General features: G+C 31.3%; 15 protein-coding genes. 7 read left to right on the top strand and 8 right to left on the bottom strand.

The window, feature by feature from the left end; genetic code table 11:
* The first annotated feature begins 1 nt into the window (after position 1).
* Positions 2-709 (top strand): lipoyl(octanoyl) transferase LipB, encoded by a 708-nt coding sequence (gene lipB / locus ACVC5O_RS10080; RefSeq protein WP_452221357.1) that lies wholly within the window; start codon positions 2-4, stop codon positions 707-709.
* 3 nt (positions 710-712) lie between these two features.
* Positions 713-1,210: a hypothetical protein gene (locus ACVC5O_RS10075; RefSeq protein WP_452221356.1), complete on the top strand. Its 498-nt coding sequence runs from the start codon at positions 713-715 to the stop codon at positions 1,208-1,210.
* On the opposite strand, the gene ACVC5O_RS10070 is transcribed toward ACVC5O_RS10075, so the two are convergent.
* Positions 1,207-1,812 (bottom strand): FMN-binding negative transcriptional regulator, encoded by a 606-nt coding sequence (locus ACVC5O_RS10070; protein ID WP_452221355.1) that lies wholly within the window; start codon positions 1,810-1,812, stop codon positions 1,207-1,209. The two genes, ACVC5O_RS10075 and ACVC5O_RS10070, sit on opposite strands and share 4 nt — an antisense overlap.
* 55 nt (positions 1,813-1,867) lie before the next feature.
* Between ACVC5O_RS10070 and radC the strand changes: the two genes are divergently transcribed.
* Genes radC through ACVC5O_RS10050 form a run of 4 tightly spaced genes read left to right on the top strand, consistent with a single transcriptional unit; the run spans position 1,868 to position 5,355 of the window.
* Positions 1,868-2,563, top strand: a complete 696-nt coding sequence (gene radC, locus ACVC5O_RS10065; RefSeq protein WP_452221354.1) for a RadC family protein — start codon at positions 1,868-1,870, stop codon at positions 2,561-2,563.
* Complete coding sequence (locus tag ACVC5O_RS10060; protein ID WP_452221353.1) at positions 2,563-3,861, top strand: polysaccharide deacetylase family protein; 1,299 nt, start codon at positions 2,563-2,565, stop codon at positions 3,859-3,861. The genes radC and ACVC5O_RS10060 overlap by 1 nt, the downstream gene beginning before the upstream one ends.
* On the top strand, positions 3,854-4,540 hold the full coding sequence (locus tag ACVC5O_RS10055; RefSeq protein WP_452221352.1) for a YjjG family noncanonical pyrimidine nucleotidase: 687 nt from the start codon (positions 3,854-3,856) through the stop codon (positions 4,538-4,540). The genes ACVC5O_RS10060 and ACVC5O_RS10055 overlap by 8 nt, the downstream gene beginning before the upstream one ends.
* A gap of 2 nt (positions 4,541-4,542) precedes the next feature.
* Positions 4,543-5,355, top strand: coding sequence for a hypothetical protein (locus ACVC5O_RS10050; protein WP_452221351.1), 813 nt, complete (start codon positions 4,543-4,545; stop codon positions 5,353-5,355).
* Here ACVC5O_RS10050 and ACVC5O_RS10045 read toward each other — a convergent pair.
* On the bottom strand, positions 5,352-6,629 hold the full coding sequence (locus ACVC5O_RS10045; RefSeq protein WP_452221350.1) for a replication-associated recombination protein A: 1,278 nt from the start codon (positions 6,627-6,629) through the stop codon (positions 5,352-5,354). The genes ACVC5O_RS10050 and ACVC5O_RS10045 overlap by 4 nt on opposite strands.
* Before the next feature lie 109 nt (positions 6,630-6,738).
* Here ACVC5O_RS10045 and ACVC5O_RS10040 point away from each other — a divergent pair, with 109 nt between their 5' ends.
* Positions 6,739-7,476: a rhomboid family intramembrane serine protease gene (locus ACVC5O_RS10040; protein WP_452221349.1), complete on the top strand. Its 738-nt coding sequence runs from the start codon at positions 6,739-6,741 to the stop codon at positions 7,474-7,476.
* Here ACVC5O_RS10040 and rlmB read toward each other — a convergent pair.
* The 6 genes from rlmB to ACVC5O_RS10010 all read right to left on the bottom strand — a co-directional run bounded on the left by rlmB (position 7,473) and on the right by ACVC5O_RS10010 (position 15,592).
* Positions 7,473-8,210 carry a 23S rRNA (guanosine(2251)-2'-O)-methyltransferase RlmB gene (gene rlmB, locus ACVC5O_RS10035; RefSeq protein WP_452221348.1) on the bottom strand — a complete coding sequence of 246 codons (738 nt, stop codon included), beginning with the start codon at positions 8,208-8,210 and terminating at the stop codon, positions 7,473-7,475. The two genes, ACVC5O_RS10040 and rlmB, sit on opposite strands and share 4 nt — an antisense overlap.
* 66 nt (positions 8,211-8,276) lie before the next feature.
* Positions 8,277-9,077 (bottom strand): hypothetical protein, encoded by an 801-nt coding sequence (locus ACVC5O_RS10030; RefSeq protein WP_452221347.1) that lies wholly within the window; start codon positions 9,075-9,077, stop codon positions 8,277-8,279.
* Positions 9,078-9,089: 12 nt separating this feature from the next.
* Positions 9,090-9,962, bottom strand: a complete 873-nt coding sequence (locus ACVC5O_RS10025; RefSeq protein ID WP_452221346.1) for a hypothetical protein — start codon at positions 9,960-9,962, stop codon at positions 9,090-9,092.
* Between the two features lie 10 nt (positions 9,963-9,972).
* Positions 9,973-11,424, bottom strand: coding sequence for a RagB/SusD family nutrient uptake outer membrane protein (locus tag ACVC5O_RS10020; protein WP_452221345.1), 1,452 nt, complete (start codon positions 11,422-11,424; stop codon positions 9,973-9,975).
* A 20-nt stretch (positions 11,425-11,444) separates the two neighbouring features.
* On the bottom strand, positions 11,445-14,423 hold the full coding sequence (locus ACVC5O_RS10015; RefSeq protein WP_452221344.1) for a SusC/RagA family TonB-linked outer membrane protein: 2,979 nt from the start codon (positions 14,421-14,423) through the stop codon (positions 11,445-11,447).
* 137 nt (positions 14,424-14,560) lie between these two features.
* Positions 14,561-15,592, bottom strand: coding sequence for a DUF3179 domain-containing (seleno)protein (locus tag ACVC5O_RS10010; RefSeq protein ID WP_452221343.1), 1,032 nt, complete (start codon positions 15,590-15,592; stop codon positions 14,561-14,563).
* Between the last annotated feature and the right edge of the window lie 169 nt (positions 15,593-15,761).

Here is a 15,761-nt window from a genome sequence, read left to right as displayed (position 1 = left end):
ATTGAATAAGAAAATAGATATACAAGATTTAGGTTTAAAAGACTATAAAGACACTTGGGATTACCAAGAAACACTCTTTAAATCAATCGTTGATACAAAAATTAAAAACAGGCGAGAAGCTGCTGGTTTAGAGACACAAAACCATTTTCTGTTTGTTGAGCATCCACATGTTTATACTTTAGGTAAAAGTGGTGATTTGTCTAATTTATTGCTAGATGAAAAACAACTAGAAACAAAAGGTGCAACGTTTTATAAAGTGAATAGAGGAGGAGATATCACCTATCATGGACCAGGACAAATTGTGGGTTATCCTATTTTAGATTTAGAAAACTTTTTTACAGATATCCATAAATACCTTCGTTTATTAGAAGAAATGATTATTCTCACACTTGCAGAATATGGTATAGAAGCCGAAAGAAGTCCTGGTGAAACAGGTGTTTGGTTAGATGTAGGAACGCCATTTGCGCGTAAAATTTGTGCTATGGGCGTTCGTGCAAGCCGTTGGGTAACTATGCATGGATTTGCACTAAATGTAAATGCAGATTTAGGCTATTTCGATAATATGATACCTTGTGGAATACGTGGTAAAGCAGTAACCTCTCTTAATGTTGAATTGGGTAAAAAAGAAATTAATATTCCTGAAGTAAAAGAAAAGCTACTTAACCATTTCGCGACGCTTTTTGAAGCCGAATTAGCACTTTCTGTTTAGCTTATGAAGTTGAAATTTGCTTTTAAAATCTTATTATTAATAGGTGTTTTAGCTGTATTTGTATTGCTGGCAATACTAATGTTTAATGTGCTTTTTGTAGAACAGGCAACTTTTGAATGGACTATGGCAATCCCTTTTCTATTAATGTTTTTTGCTTCGATTAGTGCTGTTTATCACTTTAAAACGCTTCCTTTATACAGCAGAAATCCTAGGTTAGAACTTTACCAAAAGCTACCTCAATTTCTTTTAATTTTAAATTTGGTTTTTGCAGTGTCTATAATTGGTTTAGCCACTTATTTAGGCTATACTTTTTATACTATGTACAGTAATAAGCCACTTTCAATGGAATTGAATTTTATAATATATTCCTGTGTAATTCCTTTAATATTTGGCTCGTGGTTATTAGTAGAGCATGTTCTTTTACATAAAAGGATTAAGGCTTTTTTTGAGACTAATGCTAAAGATTCGATTGATGATATTTCAGGTTTTATTGAGGATTAATTTATTGTTAGAACGCGATTTATAAACGAAGCTATATTGTTTTGGTTAGCACGAATCAATTCCGCTTTAGCGTTAGCAGTGTCAATAGTTTTTTTGTCTTGTGAGAGTTTAAACTTACCTTCCCAAGTTTTAATAGAAATTTCAAAAAGTTTAATGTAATCTAGTGCTGCTTCCATTTGTTTATTATTAGCGTCTAAACTATAATTATGTTGAGGTGCTTCTAAAAAATGAGTCATTGCAATAAGCGATTCTTTTAGTTGTTCTCTGTCTTCAATAGCTTTAACCTTTCCTTTTAAATGCACTTTTATATAATTCCAAGTTGGGAGTTGTTTTGTAGTGTAAATACTTGGCGAGATATAACATTGTGGACCAGAAAAAAGTATAGTGACGTCGTTATTGTCTTTTAAAAGCGGTGTTTGTGGGTTGTAAATATCTATATGTCCTGTGAGTGTCTCACTTTTATCATCATAAATTAAAGGTAAATGTGTAATAAGAGGTGTATTGTTTTTAACTGAAATGATTGTCGCCAAAGGATAGGACGTAATGACTTCGATTAAATGCTGTTTATTATTATCTTGATGCTGTTTTGGAGGATAATTCAAAAGAAAAATTTTAATTAGTGCTACTTAATAAAATTACAATATTTATATTTACTACATGCAGGAAAAACCAGAGTCTTTTTCTATAAAAAATTGGAACCAGGACGATCAACCCAGAGAAAAACTGCTTTACAAAGGTAAAGCTGCTTTGAGTGATGCCGAGTTGGTGGCCATTTTAATTGGTTCAGGAAACAGAGAGGAGAGCGCAGTAGCTTTATGTAAACGCATACTTAGTGTTGTTGGCAACTTAAGTGAGTTGGGTAAATTAAGTATTAAACAACTCATGGAATTTAAAGGTATTGGCGAAGCAAAAGCCATTACAATAATTGCAGCTTTGGAGTTGGGACGACGTCGTAGAGGCGAGGAAGCTTTAGAAAAAAAGAAAATAACCTCTAGCAAATCGTGTTACGAATTAATGCAACCTATAATTGGGGAATTACCACACGAGGAGTTTTGGATTGTGTATTTAAACAACTCTAATAAAGTAATTCAAAAAAACCAATTGAGTAAAGGTGGTATAACAGGAACATTAGTAGATGTGAGATTGGCTCTTAAAATAGCTTTAGAGGTTGGAGCAGTTGGCATTATTTTGGCGCACAATCATCCCTCTGGTACTTTAAAACCAAGTATGGCAGATAAACAATTAACCACTAAATTAAAACTTGCCGCAGAAAGTTTAGACATAAAAGTGCTAGACCATTTAATAATTACTGAGCAAGCTTATTTTAGCTTTGCAGATGAGAATATACTTTAATGTTACTAGTTTACACTTATAAAATAACACCACGTTTAAAATACATTTTTAAACAAATATGTACAGGGATATTAGGCATTCCTGTAGCATTTACAACTACAATCGAAGAGTTTATTGCGCATGATAAGTTAAAAATTTCCTATTCTAAACAACCGTTAAGTAATGAGCTTTTTATACGAAGTAACGAGTTGTTGTTTGAGCAAGGCTTATCGGATTTAGATATTAATGTGCAGCCTTGGAAACAGACTAAATGTTTTTTCTCTACCAGTGAAAAAAGCGCATTGCCTTACGATATTTTTGCAGCCTCATTTTATTTATTAAGTCGTTACGAAGAGTATTTACCACACGTTAAAGACAACTATGGGCGCTTTACTGCTAAAGAGAGTTTAGCTTACAAGCACGATTTTTTAAAACAACCAGTTGTAGATATTTGGGCTTTAGAGTTTCTAGAAGTATTGCAAACCTTTTATCCAGAACATGAATTTAAAACTAGGCGTTACTCCATAAAACCTGTTATAGATGTACCATCTGCATACAATTATAAATTAAAAGGTATAATGCGTACTGTTGGTGGTACTTTAAGGGATATTTATAAGCTTAGGCTTACTAATTTGTATGAGAGATATACTGTGCTTTTAGGATTTAAAAACGATCCTTATGATAGTTTTAAGTATATTATAAATAAACAGAAACAAACAAAATTTAAATTTATTATTTTCTTTCTTTTAGGAGATTATTCCACGTATGATAAAGGAATAAATATTCAAAAACAAAAGTTCGTATCGTTAATTAAACAAATGGCAGACTATTGCGAAATAGGACTAAAAGCCTCTTATTTTGCACTAAATGATAGTACTGTTTTGAAAAAGGAAAAAATAAGAATGGAACAGGTTATAAACGTTAAGCTTAAAGCCTCTAGACAATCGTTCTCCAAATTAAATTTGCCAGAGTCGTATAGAAATATGGTAGATTTAGAGATTTTTGAAGATTATACAATGGGCTACACCAACCACGTAGGATTTAGAGCAGGAACATGCACACCATTCTTTTTTTATGATTTGGATTACGAAACGCACACACCATTAAAAATTTACACCTATCATGTTTTAGATTTTGCATTATTAAAGCAAAAATCACTATTAGATAAAAAGAGAGTTTTAAATCAAATGCTATTAGAAGTTAAGAAGGTAAATGGTAAATTTGTTTCGGTATTCCATAATTACACTTTTGGAGAAGACCCAAAATGGAATGGTTATAAAGAACTGTTTAATATAATATTACAATCTACCGATGAGTAAAAAAATTACAGACATATTTTTTGATTTAGATCATACTTTATGGGATTTTGATAAAAACTCAGAAATTACATTCGATTTTATTTTAAAAAAGAATAATATAAACATACAAACAAAACAATTTGTAGCGCATTACCAACCCATAAACCTTAAGTATTGGAAACTGTATAGAGACGAAAAAGTCTCGAAAAAAGATTTAAGGTATAAGCGGTTAAAAGAAACATTTAATGCTGTTAATTTAAAGGTACGCGATGATGTAATCCATACACTCTCAGAAGAATATATTTTGTACTTAACAAATAGTAATCACTTATTTGAGGACACCATAGAAATTTTAGAGTATTTAAAACCAAAATATAAATTGCATATTATTACTAATGGTTTTGAAGAAGTGCAGACCACTAAGCTTAAAAAATCTAAGATAGATAGTTATTTTGAAAGTGTAACAAATTCCGAAATGGTTGGCGTTAAAAAACCTAATCGTAAAATTTTTGATTTTGCACTTAACTTAGCAAATACAACTGTTGAACAAAGTATAATGATTGGCGATAATTTTGAAGCGGATATTATGGGAGCTTTAAATATAGGATTAGATGCTATTTGCTTTAATTATCATAACGAAACACTAACACCAGAAATAAAACAAATTAAAAAATTAATAGAATTAAAAAAACACTTATAAAAATGAAAAACTTCATAGTATTAATTTTAGTAACTCTAACAAGTAACATAGCAATATCTCAAACCAAAGTTAATGACTATAAATACGTATTAGTGCCTAATAAATTTGATTTTTTAAAGGAAGCAAATCAATATCAACTAAATGACCTTAGTAAGTTTTTATTTGAAAAATATGGATTTACAACAATTAAGGAAGATGAAAGTATGCCTGAAGATGCCATTAATAATGGATGTTTGGTATTAAAATCGGATGTTTTAAAAGAAAAATCATTGTTTAAAACAAAGCTTGTTATTCAATTAAAAAACTGTAGAAATGAGATCGTTTATAATACAGCACCTGGAGAATCTAGAGAGAAGGATTATAAAACAGCCTATAATTTAGCATTAAGAGCTGCTTTTGAGCATATAAAAGCTTTAAATTATGAGTATAATGCTAATGCTTCAGTAATAACTAATTCAAAGAGCAATACTAATGAAATCGAAAAATTAAAAAAAGAAATTAAAACTTTAAAGAAAGAAACCAACACCAATCAAGTTGTAAAAACTAAAGAGGAAATAGCGCCTCTAAAAGAAGCAACTGAAGTTGTAATTGAGACTAAAAGTGAATCTGCTTATCATGCAGAAGCCATAGATAATGGATTTATATTAAAAAATAACACTACAAATAGTAAGTTTATAATTTTCTATTCTAGCCTTAAAGATGTTTTTATTGTTAAAGGAAAAGAGGCTATACTCTATAAAGAAAATAATACTTGGAGATATTCTGAAGCAAATGAAAGTGCAATTACAGCTAGAGTATTAGATATTAAGTTTTAATAGTCATACTTATCCTTCCATCTCAATTTAAGAAATTCTCGTTGCGCATGTTCACGAGCATTTTTGCCTGGCTCGTACAGTTTTGTGTTTTCAACTTCTTTTGGTAAAAACTCTTGAGCGGCAAAATTATTTTCGTAATTATGTGAGTATTTATAGTCCTCTCCATAGCCTAATTCTTTCATTAATTTTGTTGGAGCATTTCTAATACCTAAGGGTACAGATAAATCGCCAGTTTGCTTAACAAGTCGTTGTGCTTTACCAATAGCTTCGTAAGCAGCATTACTTTTTGGAGAACACGCTAAGTAGGTGGCACATTGACTTAAAATAATACGAGATTCAGGGTATCCAATGGTTGAAACAGCTTGGAAAGTACTATTTGCGATAACTAGCGCAGTTGGATTTGCATTACCAATATCCTCGCTTGCAAGTATTAATAGTCGTCGGGCAATAAATTTAACATCTTCACCACCTTCTATCATTCTGGCTAACCAATATACAGCAGCATTTGGGTCGCTTCCTCTAATAGATTTTATAAAGGCCGAAATAATATCGTAATGTTGCTCGCCAGTTTTGTCATAACGTACAGTGTTATTTTGTACTTTATTTAAAACACTTTCGTTTGTAATACTAATTGAGTCAGACTCTTCAGCATTAATTAATAATTCAAAAATGTTTAATAATTTTCTAGCATCACCACCAGAGAGTCTCAATAAAGCATCAGTTTCTTTTAGTTTTATATTTTTTTTAGAGATTAACTCGTCTTCGGTAATTGCGCGTTCTAAGAGGGCATTTAAATCCTTTTTATCAAAAGGGTTAAGTATATAGACTTGGCAACGTGATAAAAGAGCAGGAATAACTTCAAAACTAGGATTTTCAGTTGTAGCACCAATTAAAGTAACCCAACCTTTTTCTACAGCTTGTAATAAAGAATCTTGTTGAGATTTGCTAAATCGATGTATTTCATCAATAAAAAGAATAGGATTTTTTGTGGTAAATAATCCTCCACTTTGTTTCGCTTTATCAATTACATCTCTTACATCTTTTACTCCAGAGCTAATTGCACTAAGTGTGTAAAATGGTCTTCCAGAAGTGTTGGCTATTATATTAGCTAAGGTAGTTTTACCAATTCCTGGTGGTCCCCAAAGAATAAGCGATGGTATTGTTCCACTTTCTATTTGTTTTGTTAATACACCATTTTTACCCACCAAATGAGATTGACTAATATAGTCTTGTAAAGTTTTTGGACGAAGTCTCTCTGCTAGTGGTTGATTCATTTCACAAAATTAATTTATTAATTGGGACTTGAGATAATTAAATAAGAAATAAGTATGACAATTTTACAAAATTTAATTAATGGAGTGTAAATTGTAATAGGTTAGTGGTATGAAAAATAACAATACAGCATTTAAGTTTTCTTTGGAAGTTATTCTCTATCCAGTAGCATTTGTTATGTTACTATGGCTAATATTTGCACTGGAGTTGCGATTTAATGTAGATTTAACTAAACATGGAATATATCCAAAAACACTAAAAGGGTTACAAGGTATTTTGTTTAGTCCATTTATTCACTCCGGAATTACACATTTATATCATAATTCGATCCCACTTTTTGTGCTCTCTACTGCCTTATTCTATTTTTATAAGCCAGTAGCTTGGAAAGTAATAATTTATGGAATTATATTATCAGGATTTTTAACCTGGCTTATAGGAAGACCTTCTTGGCATATTGGCGCAAGTGGATTGATATATGTATTATTTAGTTTTACTTTTTTTAAAGGAATCTTTGCTAAACATTATAGGTTAATAGCACTTTCGTTTTTAGTAATCTTTTTATATGGAAGTATGATTTGGTATGCAATCCCCTTAGAAAGAGGTATATCTTGGGAAGGTCATCTATCTGGTTTAATTACAGGCTTACTTTTTGCTTTATTATTTAGAAAAGAAATAGCTCAGCCTAAAAAATTTAATTGGGAGGAAGAAAACTTTAATGAGGAAGATGATGAGTTTTTAAAGCATTTTGATGAATACGGAAACTTTATAGAAAACAAAGAGCCAGAAGTAGAAGAGGAAAGGCTGGAGATAAATTATATCTATAAAAAAGAAACAGAGAAGGATAATTAAGTTAATCGTTGTCTAATAACTTCGTATAAAAACGCACCACAGGCAACAGATACATTTAAAGATTCAATTTCTCCAAGTATAGGTAATTTAGCTTTTGCATCAACTAATTTTAATATTGAAGGATTAATACCTCTACCTTCCGAACCCATAATAATAGCACAAGGTTCTTTAAAAGAGATATCATACAAAGTAGTATCTGTTTTTTCTGTTGCAGCAATCACTTTAATACCCGAGGCTTGCATATAAAACATAGCGTCTTTAATATGATCTACTCTGCAAATAGGGACTTTAAATACAGCACCTGCACTTGTTTTAATTGTGTCTCCATTAACAGGAGCTCCGCCTTTTTTTTGAATAATTATTCCACTAACACCAGTACATTCAGCTGTTCTAATTATTGCTCCAAAATTTCTAACATCACTTAGTTGATCTAACATTAAAAAAAGAGGAGTAGTATTAGTCGCTAATACTTTAGAAACTAAAGAGTCTAAATCATAATAGGTGATAGGAGAAATTTGTGCAACAGCACCTTGATGATTGTTTTTTGTTAGCCTATTTAGTTTTTCAATAGGAACATAGGAACTATTAATACCTTGTTCTTTTAAAGTTGTTTCAAGTTCTTTAAACAATTCTCCTTTAAGACCTTTTTGTAAAAAGACTTTTTCTATTGTTTCTTCAGACTTTATTGCTTCAATTATCGCTCTTATTCCAAATATTTGTGTAGACTTTTCCATTAAAACAAAAGTATAAAAAAAGAGACTGATAACTCAGTCTCTTTTTTGTTATATGTAATTTAAATACTAATTACCAATTAAAACAACATCAACAGTAAAGTCTCCCTGGAATAGACCTTGAGTAATGTTTAAAGTAAAAGTATCTGTACAAGCATCATATGTACCAGTACCACCAGTTGCATAGGCAGCCCCTCCTGTAACAATAACAGAATTATCTTCCATTAATGTTACTGTAGACGGGTAAGGAAATGCTCCAGGAGGAGCTCCACCATTTGAAAGTAAATTTACAAAATTTGGACCCCAAGTTGTTTCTAAAGTCCACATATTATCTTCTCCCATTACTGGAACAAAATCGACAGTATATGCAGGAAAAGAACCAGCAGTAACATCTATTTCATTAGAATAACCATCACCTGTGTAAGATGAGGAAATATTTATAGGACATGTTAATGTCATATCAGTTGCAGACATTAAGTCTGATAGAGTTCCATCAACACTAGAATTGACAGCATATAAAGTGTATTCAGTTGCATCCATTAAATTTGACAACATCACTGTTTGCATTGAACTTAAATTTAATGCGCCATTTTCGATTGCATTTGGTGAATTTTGACTTACTAAAGATAAAACCGAAGGTTCCTGTGCACTAGATAACTGAAATGAATAATAGACTACGTCATCATTATTCGTTGATGAAAAGTTTAAATCTAAAGTAGTAAAAGAGACATTATCTATCGCAATACTTAGACTTCCTGGTTGTATATATTCTCTAGGAGTATAGTTTACATTTTCTTCATTGTTAGGCTCACAAGAACCAATTAAGAGTACTAGTGTAAATAAGCTTAAAATTTTTAGAAATTTTTTCATTTTAAATATTTTTTAATTTTTTATTAATGTTTCTGAAAATGATCTTAATACACCTCCGTTTTGGATAATATCATAATTAATTACTAACGTTTCTGAACAAGACACATATTGACCAGAACCAACAATACTATAAGCTGGTTGAGGATCTCCAAGCCAAGTAGTTTCACATAATGGTTGTTGCGCGATAGTAATCTCTCCAGTGATTGGGTTAATATCAGATGTTACTAGTTGTGATGTTACAATAACTTCATCCCAAAAATCTGTGTCAGTTAACCAACCATAACCAATGCCTTCAAATAACACATTAGTTCCATCAAAACTTGTAGTAATCATACTTGCATTAGGTCCTGCTTGGTTTGATGGAACATTATCAAAGCCTGACCATGAAGCAGTACCTAGTTCTTCTAATGTAAAAGCACAATCATCGTCTTCAATTACGAAAGTAAAGACTTTACCATTTGCATCAGGTCCAGGAAACCCAAGTGTGTAACCAGCACTATTGCTTGTTAGTGTTACAGTAATTGTTTTATCTCCATCTTCATCTAAATTATTTACCGGAAGAATTTCAATTGAATCAGAATAGTTATCAGAATCGAAGTTAAAACTTGTTTTATTATCAATTACTATATAATCTGCATCAGTTCCATTAGTTATTTCAATAGAAAAATCTACTGAAATTTCATTTTGGTTATTTGGTACAGAAGCATAAGCTGTAATTGTAATTGGTTCTGTACTAGATTCTAATTTAGTCCCAGAGTTAGTATCACCGAAAGAGATGAAAGAACCTCCTTGATAAACATTTGCTTGCTCATCATCACTACATGAAGCGATTAAGCATAGTATTGCAAATGATAGGATTGTTTTTTTTATTATTTTCGTTATCATAATCTTATTTTTAATATCCATTATTGTTTTCATTGATGTTATCGTTAGCAATAATCTCATCTTCAGGAATAGGCCATATCATTCTATAATCTGGATAATTTATGGTTGAAATTGTTGAAGGAGTTGCTAAATCAATTCTTATAACATCTAACTTATTTCTTACTATATCATACATTCTATGACCTTCAAAAGCTAACTCTTTTCTTCGTTCATTTAATGTTTGTACTAGTAAGTCATTTCCGCTAGAAGTGACTGATGGAGCGCTTGGGTCTGCTCTTTGGATAATTTGAGTCAATGCATCTTGTCCAACAATTAGAGAACCAGCGTTATTTGCAACAGCTTCCGCTACAATTAAGTACATTTCCGATAACCTGATTAGTGGAATATCATTAGTAAAACTATTTGGAAACTTAAAGTTAAAATCTACACCGCCAATATTTCTAAACCAGTTCCTTCTTACATCTGTAGCAGTGTATAAATCTTTAATATCGGCAGTAGGAATTAAATCACCATATCCTCCATTACCATCATCCCCTTCGTCAATGTAAATAGAGCCTAATGAATCAAATCCATTGCTATCATTTGCGAAAGCTGGTAATTGTAATAGCCCTTCATTTGAGCTAAGTGTTCCACTCCAATCGTTTGCGATATAATCTGAATTTGAGGTTAAAAAATAATTACCATCATTTATTACTTCTAAAGCCGTAGTGTATGCCATTGGATAATCCTCCTTGTAAAGGTAAACCCTAGCTAATAATGCTTTTGCAGCTGTAACATTAAATTTACTTGAATTTGAGTAAGGAGTACTTGGCAATAATTGTATAGCAGAATTAAGGTCATTAATTATTTGAATATAAACTTCTGCTACTGTTGATCGTGGTTTAGGGTCTGATGAGTCAAACTCTGTAAGTAAAGGTACACCTAAATGTCCACCATTTCCATTTGCTCCAGTTGCTGCTGATGCTTCAGTAGTACTATAAGGAAAAGCATAAGTTCTTACTAAATCAAAATGTGCCATTGCTCTAATTGCAAATGCATGACCATTTAATTCATCTAACTGCTCCTGAGTAGTTCCTGTTAAAGTATTTGCATAAAACAAGACTGTATTTGCCGCATTTATGTTTTTATATAAATTATCCCATACATTAGTTACACTCCCATTAGCTGGAATAATTGAATATTGATATTGAGTTAGATATCTACCTGAATTCGCAGGACTCACTAAAATATTATCCGCCATTATTTCTGGAGTAACCATGAGTTCACGACCATAATAATCTCTTCTATATAGTAAATCATACATTCCATCTACTGCAGCATTAGCAGAAATTAAATCTACAATACCATCCTCTATAGAGACCGCATCTTCTTGACTTGGGTCCAGTTCAATATTATTGCATGATACAAATAGTAGCAATGCTATTAGATATGCACTATTAATTAAATATTTATTTTTTTTCATAATAATTAGATTTTTTAAAGTTAAAATGATACATCAAGTCCAATTGATACTGTTTGAGCATTTGGATAAACAAACCAGTGTTGCCCATTTATTGATTGCTCAGGGTCTCCATTAAAACTTGATATTGTTAAAATATTTGTCCCTTGAACATATATTCTAGCTGAATTTAAAAATGATTTATCTGTTAATGAATTTGGCAAATTATATGCAACTGATAAGTTTTTTAATCTTAAAAAATCACCGTCTTCTAACCACCTTGTCGATCTTTGATTACTTTGTGATGGATTACCAACTATTCTTATAGGATTTTCACTCACATCACCAGGATTTTGCCATCTATCAAGTTGTTCTCTTGATTGGTTAAAGCCACTAAACGCTCCATCAGAATTAGTTATTCGAGAAGTGTTGTTGAAAATCTTGTTCCCAACTTGATATGAAAATGCTGCATTAAATTCCCAGTTTTTATAACTTAAGTTACTAAAAAAACCTCCATAAAAATCTGGATTAGCACTGCCTACTTTTTCTCTAGATGCTTCACTATATGTAAAAGTTATATTGTTATTTTCGTCAAGCCACATTGGACTACCAGTTGCAGGATCAACACCAGCCCATCTCTCTAGATAAAACGTATTCCATGCCTCACCAACTTCTCTAATATATATTCCATCTGGACCTTCAGTATCTTTAGTCACTTTTGTTACTTCGTTTTCTAAAATAGTAATATTACCACCTAAAGTCCATCTTGTATTTTCAGCTCTAATGACATCATACGATAATTGTCCTTCGAAACCACTGTTTTTAAAATCCCCTTCATTTGAAAATGTTTGTGTAAATCCTGTAGAGGAGGCTAGAGTTCTAGGAAATATCAAATCTGTAGTTTCTCTATTGAAATAGGTTATTTCACCATTAATTCTATTGTTTAAAAAACCAAATTCTAAGCCAACATTAAATAAGTTTTGTTCTTCCCATTTAAAGTCTAAATTTTGTTTTGTTGAAGAAGGAAATACTGCGGGTGATTCATTATAAGTATCGTTTAAGAAAATACCTTGCCATGAATACCTACCACTAGGTAAATTTCCTTGAACACCATAACTAGATTTTAATTTTAATAAATTCATAAAATCTACATTGTCAAAAAATGACTCTTTTGAAATGACCCAGTTTCCACCTACAGACCAAAATGTACCCCATTTATTGTTTGGCCCAAATCTTGACGAACCATCTTTTCTTATTGCAGCATTTAAATGATATTTATTTTGATATCCATAGTTTGCAGACATAAAATATGACTCTAAACTTGATTCTTCTGTTGTACTAAAATGTCCAGTAACAGTTGCTGCAGAGCCTATGTTTTGTAAAATTCCATTAGGAAAATCCTCAACATCAATACCAAAATCATCAAAACCTTCTTTATTTAGTTCTTGTCCTAAAGTTACATTAACTTTATGATTTTCGTTAAACAACTTACTGTAACTTAGCATGTTAGTTAATGTCCAGTTAAATACATTTTGATTTACTCTACTAGCTGCACCACCAGCCGGATTTGCTGTATTTAAATTACTTCCATATGAACTGTAATTAAAATTAGAGTAATCTCTACCAAATTGTGTTTTAAAAGTAAAATCTTCAAGGAAGTCTATAGAACCAAAAACATTACCTATTAACCTATCTGTAACAGATCCTTCACTATCATAAAATAAATCTTGAATAAATGAAGTTCCACCTGTAGCAGAATTTTCTGGATTTGGTCTTCCATCTTCTAAATACGGCGCGGTTGTAGGTGTAAACAAGTATGTTCCTACTACAGGGCTTGCGAAAAACGCAGACTCTGCTAAAGCAGTTCGTTGCGATGTTCTAGAGTATGACAACCCCATCCCAACTTTAATGTTGTTTGAAACGTTTGCGTTTAAGTTTAACCTTGAAGATAATCTTTCTAGACCTGAACCTACCGCTATACCTTCTTGGTCTAAATGACCTAAAGAAACAAAATAATTTGCAGTATCATTCCCACCAGTAATTGAGAGGTTAGTTTTTTTAGTAAATGCATCCCAATCATTGTATGCATATTCAGCCCAATCAGTGTCTATGTCTGAATCTGGATTTCTAGCAAAGGCTTGAGCTTCTGTAAAACCAGAATTAACATCAGCTTCTCTTTGAAGTTCAAGATATTCACTTGTGTTTAGTACTTGAAATTTTGTTACTGCTCTTGCTGATACACTAGTCTGTGTAGAAAAGTCAATCCTTGCTTTACCTTTTTTACCACTTTTAGTTGTAATTAGTATAACACCATTTGCTGCTCTAGCACCATATATGGATGTAGAAGAAGCATCTTTTAGTATTGTTACAGATTCAATGTCTGCTGCATTAATATTAGATAGAGGATCTCTATTTCCTGAGTCTAAACCACCAGACCCAAGATCTGAAGTTGAGTTTGCGTTAATCGGTACTCCATCTACAATATATAATGGTTCAATATTTCCATTTACAGACCCTAGACCTCTAATAAGTACTGAGCTATTTGCTCCAGGTTGTCCTGAGGCACTTAAAGATTGTAAACCTGAAGATTTTCCTTGAAGTGTCTCTGCAATATTTGCAACTGGTACATCAACAAATTCTTGAGAATCGATTACTGTGATAGATCCAGTAGTTGCTGATTTAGCTTGTGTACCATAACCAACTATTACAACTTCTTCAATTGCTGCTACATCTAAATCCATAGACAAACTAATGTTGCTAGAAGCACCAACAGTTTTCTCTGTAGTTTTGTAACCTACAAAAGAATATGATAATACACTTCCAGTACTAGCTGAAATGGAGTAGTTACCATCAAAATCTGTTTGAGTTCCATTATTGGTTCCCTGTACTATAATATTAACTCCAGGTAAGGGTAATCCGCTTTCATCGGATATTGTACCTGAAATTGTTCTGTCTTGTGCAAACGTAAATTGCACAACAAACGCTAATAGTAGCGTTAGAATTCCACTAAACTTTGTTTTCATTTTATAATTTATTTGAATTAGTCTGCCCCAAAAATCATAATAAAAAGTTAATAAACCAACTTTTTAATCATAATTTTTAGCTTATACTTATAAAACTGCTAGTATTTGGCTATGTTTTTTTAAGAAAAATGGAATAATTATTCGTAACTCAAGAAGTTGTTGTATAAACTTACCCAAGCCCACTCTGCCGCAGAAAAAGATTCTGGCGACTCTAATCGATTTCCGGTTCTGGGTACCTGAACTGCTTCTCCAAAGATATTCCAAATATTACCTTCATTGTCAATTAATATGTTTGGAAAGTTCGATGTAGATAATGCCAAAAAGTTGAGATTGTTTGGAACATAAAAAGAATTAAAAAAAACTTGTTTTTTATTTCCAACTATTAAAGTGGATTTATTATTTAAAGCGGTATTATAAATAGAATTTTCTACTAATGAAAGCGAATTGTAGTCATAAAGTTTTACATTATTCTGTAGTATATTGTTATTTATAATTCCATAATAATTATCTAAATTTAGTGGTGAATTTGTTGTGTCGCAACTTATACAATTAGTAGCGTTATTTAGAGCGAAAATTTTTGCTTCTGGGAAATGGTCTATTACAGTCTCCCAAGTAGTCTCAATAATATTTATAGTTTGTAGTTCAGATTCATAATTGAAACCTCTTATGGTTTTATTTTGCATTTGAGACCAATACTGATTATCATTTAGTGTAGAAAACACTTGATTATTTTTATATAAATATCCTGAAGCTTTTAGAGTTAAAATTTCTTCATTTGCTGTTTTTCTATCATATGCTATTATACTTAATGTTAGAGGACAATACGTAATTGCAATATGGTTTGACCCTATAGTGTCATTTATTACTTCATAGGGAGTTAAAAATTGATTTGGATAAACATAAACTATATCATTTAACTTTAGTACTCCGACTTTTGAATTTAAATGTAAACTGTTTTGAGTAATTGTTTCATTAACAGTTTTATAAATAGGATTTGTTATAATTTGAAATTCCGATAGTCCACCAGATATATATTGATTATCAACAAGCCATATATTTTCTTCAATTGATTCATTATTAGTTAAATTATCTATATTAGATTTACTACATGATATTGATAAAAAACAAAACATTAAAGTACGTGTATAATTGTTTAAAATAGTTGTCATCTTTATTTAGTCTTATTTTTTATTATTCCTGAGTCGTCCTAAAATAGGTTGACAGTTTTTAAAAAATAAATTAAACCAGAGAAGTTAACTTCTCTGGTTTTTTGTTATGTATAAAATTAGGTGTTTTCATGTTAAGATTCAAATGTGGTCTTTTGTTGTTATAAGTTTC

This window comes from Lacinutrix salivirga (assembly GCF_053604675.1).
Note: the sequence above shows the minus strand (reverse complement) of the source record. Positions and strands in the feature narration are given on the sequence as shown.

Bases quoted from the DNA above. Each gene is read 5' to 3' on its own strand.
- ACVC5O_RS10055 (WP_452221352.1), top strand. From the start codon at position 3,854: ATGAGTAAAAAAATTACAGACATATTTTTTGATTTAGATCATACTTTA.
- ACVC5O_RS10075 (WP_452221356.1), top strand. From the start codon at position 713: ATGAAGTTGAAATTTGCTTTTAAAATCTTATTATTAATAGGTGTTTTA.
- ACVC5O_RS10040 (WP_452221349.1), top strand. From the start codon at position 6,739: ATGAAAAATAACAATACAGCATTTAAGTTTTCTTTGGAAGTTATTCTC.
- ACVC5O_RS10030 (WP_452221347.1), bottom strand. From the start codon at position 9,077: ATGAAAAAATTTCTAAAAATTTTAAGCTTATTTACACTAGTACTCTTA.
- ACVC5O_RS10050 (WP_452221351.1), top strand. From the start codon at position 4,543: ATGAAAAACTTCATAGTATTAATTTTAGTAACTCTAACAAGTAACATA.
- ACVC5O_RS10015 (WP_452221344.1), bottom strand. From the start codon at position 14,423: ATGAAAACAAAGTTTAGTGGAATTCTAACGCTACTATTAGCGTTTGTT.
- ACVC5O_RS10010 (WP_452221343.1), bottom strand. From the start codon at position 15,592: ATGACAACTATTTTAAACAATTATACACGTACTTTAATGTTTTGTTTT.
- ACVC5O_RS10020 (WP_452221345.1), bottom strand. From the start codon at position 11,424: ATGAAAAAAAATAAATATTTAATTAATAGTGCATATCTAATAGCATTG.
- ACVC5O_RS10060 (WP_452221353.1), top strand. From the start codon at position 2,563: ATGTTACTAGTTTACACTTATAAAATAACACCACGTTTAAAATACATT.
- ACVC5O_RS10025 (WP_452221346.1), bottom strand. From the start codon at position 9,962: ATGATAACGAAAATAATAAAAAAAACAATCCTATCATTTGCAATACTA.
- rlmB (WP_452221348.1), bottom strand. From the start codon at position 8,210: ATGGAAAAGTCTACACAAATATTTGGAATAAGAGCGATAATTGAAGCA.
- radC (WP_452221354.1), top strand. From the start codon at position 1,868: ATGCAGGAAAAACCAGAGTCTTTTTCTATAAAAAATTGGAACCAGGAC.
- ACVC5O_RS10045 (WP_452221350.1), bottom strand. From the start codon at position 6,629: ATGAATCAACCACTAGCAGAGAGACTTCGTCCAAAAACTTTACAAGAC.